The sequence below is a fragment of the Rhodanobacter sp. PCA2 genome (assembly GCF_013620825.1).
Classification (GTDB): domain Bacteria; phylum Pseudomonadota; class Gammaproteobacteria; order Xanthomonadales; family Rhodanobacteraceae; genus Rhodanobacter_A.
Map to the genome: position 1 here is coordinate 1 of NZ_NJIC01000056.1, position 5,369 is coordinate 5,369.

A 5,369-nucleotide genomic window follows, 5' to 3' on the forward strand; every position below is an offset into this window, starting at 1 on the left:
GCTGTTGACGGACCGAGAAAACGATGTAGAATGGGCGGCTCACCGGGACGAAATGTCCCACAGCGGAAAAGCTCCGCGGTGGCAAGATCTTTGACAGTGTGCACAGGTGAATTGTGTGGACGCCTTGCGCTGGCGGGTCGATGACCTGTCCAAGCAATGCAAGCGTCCCACCCAAAGAAAGTCAGTAATGAGTTTCAATGGTTGGGGTTCGACGCTTCGGAAAGATAGATGGCCTTCGGGCTGTCGAAAACTTAAGTGAAGAGTTTGATCCTGGCTCAGATTGAACGCTGGCGGCATGCCTAACACATGCAAGTCGAACGGCAGCACAGGTAGCAATACCGGGTGGCGAGTGGCGGACGGGTGAGTAATGCATCGGGATCTACCCAGACGTGGGGGATAACCTCGGGAAACCGGGACTAATACCGCATACGTCCTACGGGAGAAAGCGGGGGCTCTTCGGACCTCGCGCGGCTGGACGAACCGATGTGCGATTAGCTAGTTGGAGGGGTAATGGCCCACCAAGGCGACGATCGCTAGCTGGTCTGAGAGGATGATCAGCCACACTGGGACTGAGACACGGCCCAGACTCCTACGGGAGGCAGCAGTGGGGAATATTGGACAATGGGCGCAAGCCTGATCCAGCAATGCCGCGTGTGTGAAGAAGGCCTTCGGGTTGTAAAGCACTTTTATCAGGAGCGAAATGCCATGGGCCAATACCCCGTGGAGCTGACGGTACCTGAGGAATAAGCACCGGCTAACTTCGTGCCAGCAGCCGCGGTAATACGAAGGGTGCAAGCGTTAATCGGAATTACTGGGCGTAAAGGGTGCGTAGGCGGTTCGTTAAGTCTGTTGTGAAATCCCCGGGCTCAACCTGGGAATGGCAATGGATACTGGCGGGCTAGAGTGTGTCAGAGGATGGTGGAATTCCCGGTGTAGCGGTGAAATGCGTAGAGATCGGGAGGAACATCAGTGGCGAAGGCGGCCATCTGGGACAACACTGACGCTGAAGCACGAAAGCGTGGGGAGCAAACAGGATTAGATACCCTGGTAGTCCACGCCCTAAACGATGCGAACTGGATGTTGGTCTCAACTCGGAGATCAGTGTCGAAGCAAACGCGTTAAGTTCGCCGCCTGGGGAGTACGGTCGCAAGACTGAAACTCAAAGGAATTGACGGGGGCCCGCACAAGCGGTGGAGTATGTGGTTTAATTCGATGCAACGCGAAGAACCTTACCTGGCCTTGACATGTCCGGAATCCTGCAGAGATGCGGGAGTGCCTTCGGGAATCGGAACACAGGTGCTGCATGGCTGTCGTCAGCTCGTGTCGTGAGATGTTGGGTTAAGTCCCGCAACGAGCGCAACCCTTGTCCTTAGTTGCCAGCACGTAAAGGTGGGAACTCTAAGGAGACTGCCGGTGACAAACCGGAGGAAGGTGGGGATGACGTCAAGTCCTCATGGCCCTTACGGCCAGGGCTACACACGTACTACAATGGTCGGTACAGAGGGTTGCAATACCGCGAGGTGGAGCCAATCCCAGAAAGCCGATCCCAGTCCGGATTGGAGTCTGCAACTCGACTCCATGAAGTCGGAATCGCTAGTAATCGCAGATCAGCTATGCTGCGGTGAATACGTTCCCGGGCCTTGTACACACCGCCCGTCACACCATGGGAGTGAGTTGCTCCAGAAGCCGTTAGTCTAACCGCAAGGGGGACGACGACCACGGAGTGGTTCATGACTGGGGTGAAGTCGTAACAAGGTAGCCGTATCGGAAGGTGCGGCTGGATCACCTCCTTTCGAGAACGACAGCGCGATCCGTCGCGCAAGACGTCCACACAAGACACCTGTATTCACGTAGCGTCCCTGCAAGAGAGCTTTGCGGGTCTGTAGCTCAGGTGGTTAGAGCGCACCCCTGATAAGGGTGAGGCCGGTGGTTCGAGTCCTCCCAGACCCACCAACCCCGGGGCCATAGCTCAGCTGGGAGAGCACCTGCTTTGCAAGCAGGGGGTCGTCGGTTCGATCCCGACTGGCTCCACCACGATGCACGTGAAGACACGCACACGAAAAGATTTTGAAGCGGAGCGGCGTTGAGGCCGTATCCGTGTTCTTTGAAAACTGGCAAACGAGTGACAAGCGTCTTGGTTCGAACCGAACCGAGACACGTGTCGAGGCACGAACAGGTGGTTTGAAACGTGTGATCCCGAGGCGACTTGGGGTTATATGGTCAAGCGACCAAGCGTATACGGTGGATGCCTTGGCAGTCAGAGGCGATGAAGGACGTGGCAGCCTGCGAAAAGTGTCGGGGAGCTGGCAACAAGCTTTGATCCGGCAATGTCCGAATGGGGAAACCCACCGCGCAAGCGGTATCCGTAACTGAATTCATAGGTTGCGGAGGCGAACCCGGGGAACTGAAATATCTAAGTACCCGGAGGAAAAGAAATCAACCGAGATTCCCTCAGTAGCGACGAGCGAACGGGGACTAGCCCAAAAGTGCACAGTGTTTTAGTCGAAGGACCTGGAAAGGTCTGCCGCAGACGGTGATAGCCCGGTAGGCGAAAGGGCATCGTGCATGAAATTGAGTAGGGCGGGGCACGAGAAACCCTGTCTGAACATGGGGGGACCATCCTCCAAGGCTAAATACTCCTGACTGACCGATAGCGAACAAGTACCGTGAGGGAAAGGCGAAAAGAACCCCGGAGAGGGGAGTGAAATAGACCCTGAAACCGTATACGTACAAGCAGTGGAAGCCCGCAAGGGTGACTGCGTACCTTTTGTATAATGGGTCAGCGACTTACTGTCAGTGGCAAGCTTAACCGTCTAGGGGAGGCGAAGGGAAACCGAGTCTGAATAGGGCGCATAGTCTCTGGCAGTAGACCCGAAACCGAGTGATCTATCCTTGGCCAGGTTGAAGGTGCGGTAACACGCACTGGAGGACCGAACCCACATCTGTTGCAATAGATGGGGATGAGCTGAGGATAGGAGTGAAAGGCTAAACAAACTCGGAGATAGCTGGTTCTCCTCGAAAGCTATTTAGGTAGCGCCTCGGACGAATCTTCCTGGGGGTAGAGCACTGTTATGGCTAGCGGGTCATCGCGACTTAGCAAACCATGGCAAACTCCGAATACCAGGACAGACTATCCGGGAGACACACGGCGGGTGCTAACGTCCGTCGTGAAAAGGGAAACAACCCAGACCCGCAGCTAAGGTCCCCAAGTTCTAGCTAAGTGGAAAACGATGTGGAAAGGCATAGACAGCCAGGAGGTTGGCTTAGAAGCAGCCATCCTTTAAAGAAAGCGTAATAGCTCACTGGTCGAGTCGGTCTGCGCGGAAGATTTAACGGGGCTAAGCTAGACACCGAAGCTCGGGGTGCACAGCAATGTGCGCGGTAGAGGAGCGTTCCGTAAGCCTGTGAAGGTGGATTGTAAAGTCTGCTGGAGGTATCGGAAGTGCGAATGCTGACATGAGTAACGATAATGCGGGTGAAAAGCCCGCACGCCGAAAGCCCAAGGTTTCCTCGCGCAACGTTCATCGGCGCAGGGTGAGTCGGCCCCTAAGGCGAGGCAGAAATGCGTAGTCGATGGGAAGCTGGTTAATATTCCAGCACTTGACTGTAGTGCGATGTGGGGACGGAGAAGGTTAGGTCTACCGGGCGTTGGTTGTCCCGGGGAAAGGCAGTAGGTGGTGATCTTAGGCAAATCCGGGATCACATACACCGAGCACCGAGACGAGCCCTTTTGGGCGAAGTGACTGATACCACGCTTCCAGGAAAAGCCACTAAGCTTCAGCTACAGCAAACCGTACCGTAAACCGACACTGGTAGGCAGGGTGAGAATCCCAAGGCGCTTGAGAGAACTCGGGTGAAGGAACTAGGCAAAATGGCACCGTAACTTCGGGAGAAGGTGCGCCTGCCGATGTGGTCACATGCGTGACTGAGCATTGGCAGGTCGCAGTAACCTGGCCGCTGCGACTGTTTATCAAAAACACAGCACTCTGCAAACACGAAAGTGGACGTATAGGGTGTGACGCCTGCCCGGTGCTGGAAGGTTAATTGATGGGGTCAGCCGCAAGGCGAAGCTCTTGATCGAAGCCCCAGTAAACGGCGGCCGTAACTATAACGGTCCTAAGGTAGCGAAATTCCTTGTCGGGTAAGTTCCGACCTGCACGAATGGCGTAACGACAGCGGCGCTGTCTCCACCCGAGACTCAGTGAAATTGAAATCGCTGTGAAGATGCAGCGTTCCCGCGGCAAGACGGAAAGACCCCGTGAACCTTTACTATAGCTTTACACTGAACGTTGAGTTCTTCTGTGTAGGATAGGTGGGAGGCTACGAAACCGAGACGCCAGTTTCGGTGGAGCCATCCTTGAAATACCACCCTGAAGTGCTTGACGTTCTAACCTCGGCCCGTAATCCGGGTCAGGGACCGTGTATGGTGGGTAGTTTGACTGGGGCGGTCTCCTCCCAAAGCGTAACGGAGGAGCACGAAGGTACGCTCAGCGCGGTCGGACATCGCGCACTGTGTGCAAAGGCATAAGCGTGCTTGACTGCAAGATCGACGGATCAAGCAGGTACGAAAGTAGGTCTTAGTGATCCGGTGGTTCTGTATGGAAGGGCCATCGCTCAACGGATAAAAGGTACTCCGGGGATAACAGGCTGATACCGCCCAAGAGTTCATATCGACGGCGGTGTTTGGCACCTCGATGTCGGCTCATCACATCCTGGGGCTGTAGCCGGTCCCAAGGGTATGGCTGTTCGCCATTTAAAGTGGTACGCGAGCTGGGTTCAGAACGTCGTGAGACAGTTCGGTCCCTATCTGTCGTGGGCGTTGGAGATTTGAGGGGGGCTGCTCCTAGTACGAGAGGACCGGAGTGGACGTTCCGCTGGTGTTCGGGTTGTCATGCCCATGGCATTGCCCGGTAGCTATGAACGGAAGCGATAACCGCTGAAAGCATCTAAGCGGGAAGCGCGCCCCAAGATGAGATCTCCCGAGAGCTCGACTCTCCTTAAGGCACCATCTAGACCAGGTGGTTGATAGGCGCGATGTGGAAGTGCAGCAATGCATTGAGCTTACGCGTACTAATGAGCCGTGAGGCTTGACCATATAACCCCAAGTGGCCTCACACCCACGTGCCGGATCGATCGTTCCCGGACGCTTGTCACTCGTTTGCCAATGAACTGAAGCTGGCGCACTCGCGCTGCTTCAACCCCTTCCCTGGCGGCCATAGCGCTGTGGTCCCACCCGATCCCATCCCGAACTCGGAAGTGAAACGCAGCCGCGCCGATGGTAGTGTGCACCTCGCATGCAAGAGTAGGTCACCGCCAGGGGCTTTATCCCTCGAACGCCCTCACCGATCCCGGTGAGGGCGTTTGCTTTT

General features: G+C 55.7%; 2 tRNA genes and 3 rRNA genes. All 5 read left to right on the forward strand.

Annotation, left to right across the window (positions count from 1 at the left end):
* Positions 1–252 precede the first annotated feature (252 nt).
* The 5 genes from PCA_RS17275 to rrf all read left to right on the forward strand — a co-directional run bounded on the left by PCA_RS17275 (position 253) and on the right by rrf (position 5,319).
* Positions 253–1,793, forward strand: a 16S ribosomal RNA gene (locus PCA_RS17275).
* 83 nt (positions 1,794–1,876) lie between these two features.
* A tRNA-Ile gene (locus PCA_RS17280) sits at positions 1,877–1,953 on the forward strand.
* Positions 1,954–1,958: 5 nt separating this feature from the next.
* A tRNA-Ala gene (locus PCA_RS17285) sits at positions 1,959–2,034 on the forward strand.
* A 184-nt stretch (positions 2,035–2,218) separates the two neighbouring features.
* Positions 2,219–5,095, forward strand: a 23S ribosomal RNA gene (locus tag PCA_RS17290).
* A 110-nt stretch (positions 5,096–5,205) separates the two neighbouring features.
* Positions 5,206–5,319 (forward strand): 5S ribosomal RNA (rrf, locus tag PCA_RS17295).
* The 16S, 23S and 5S rRNA genes sit together here with 2 tRNA genes alongside, the layout of an rRNA operon.
* Positions 5,320–5,369: the final 50 nt, after the last annotated feature.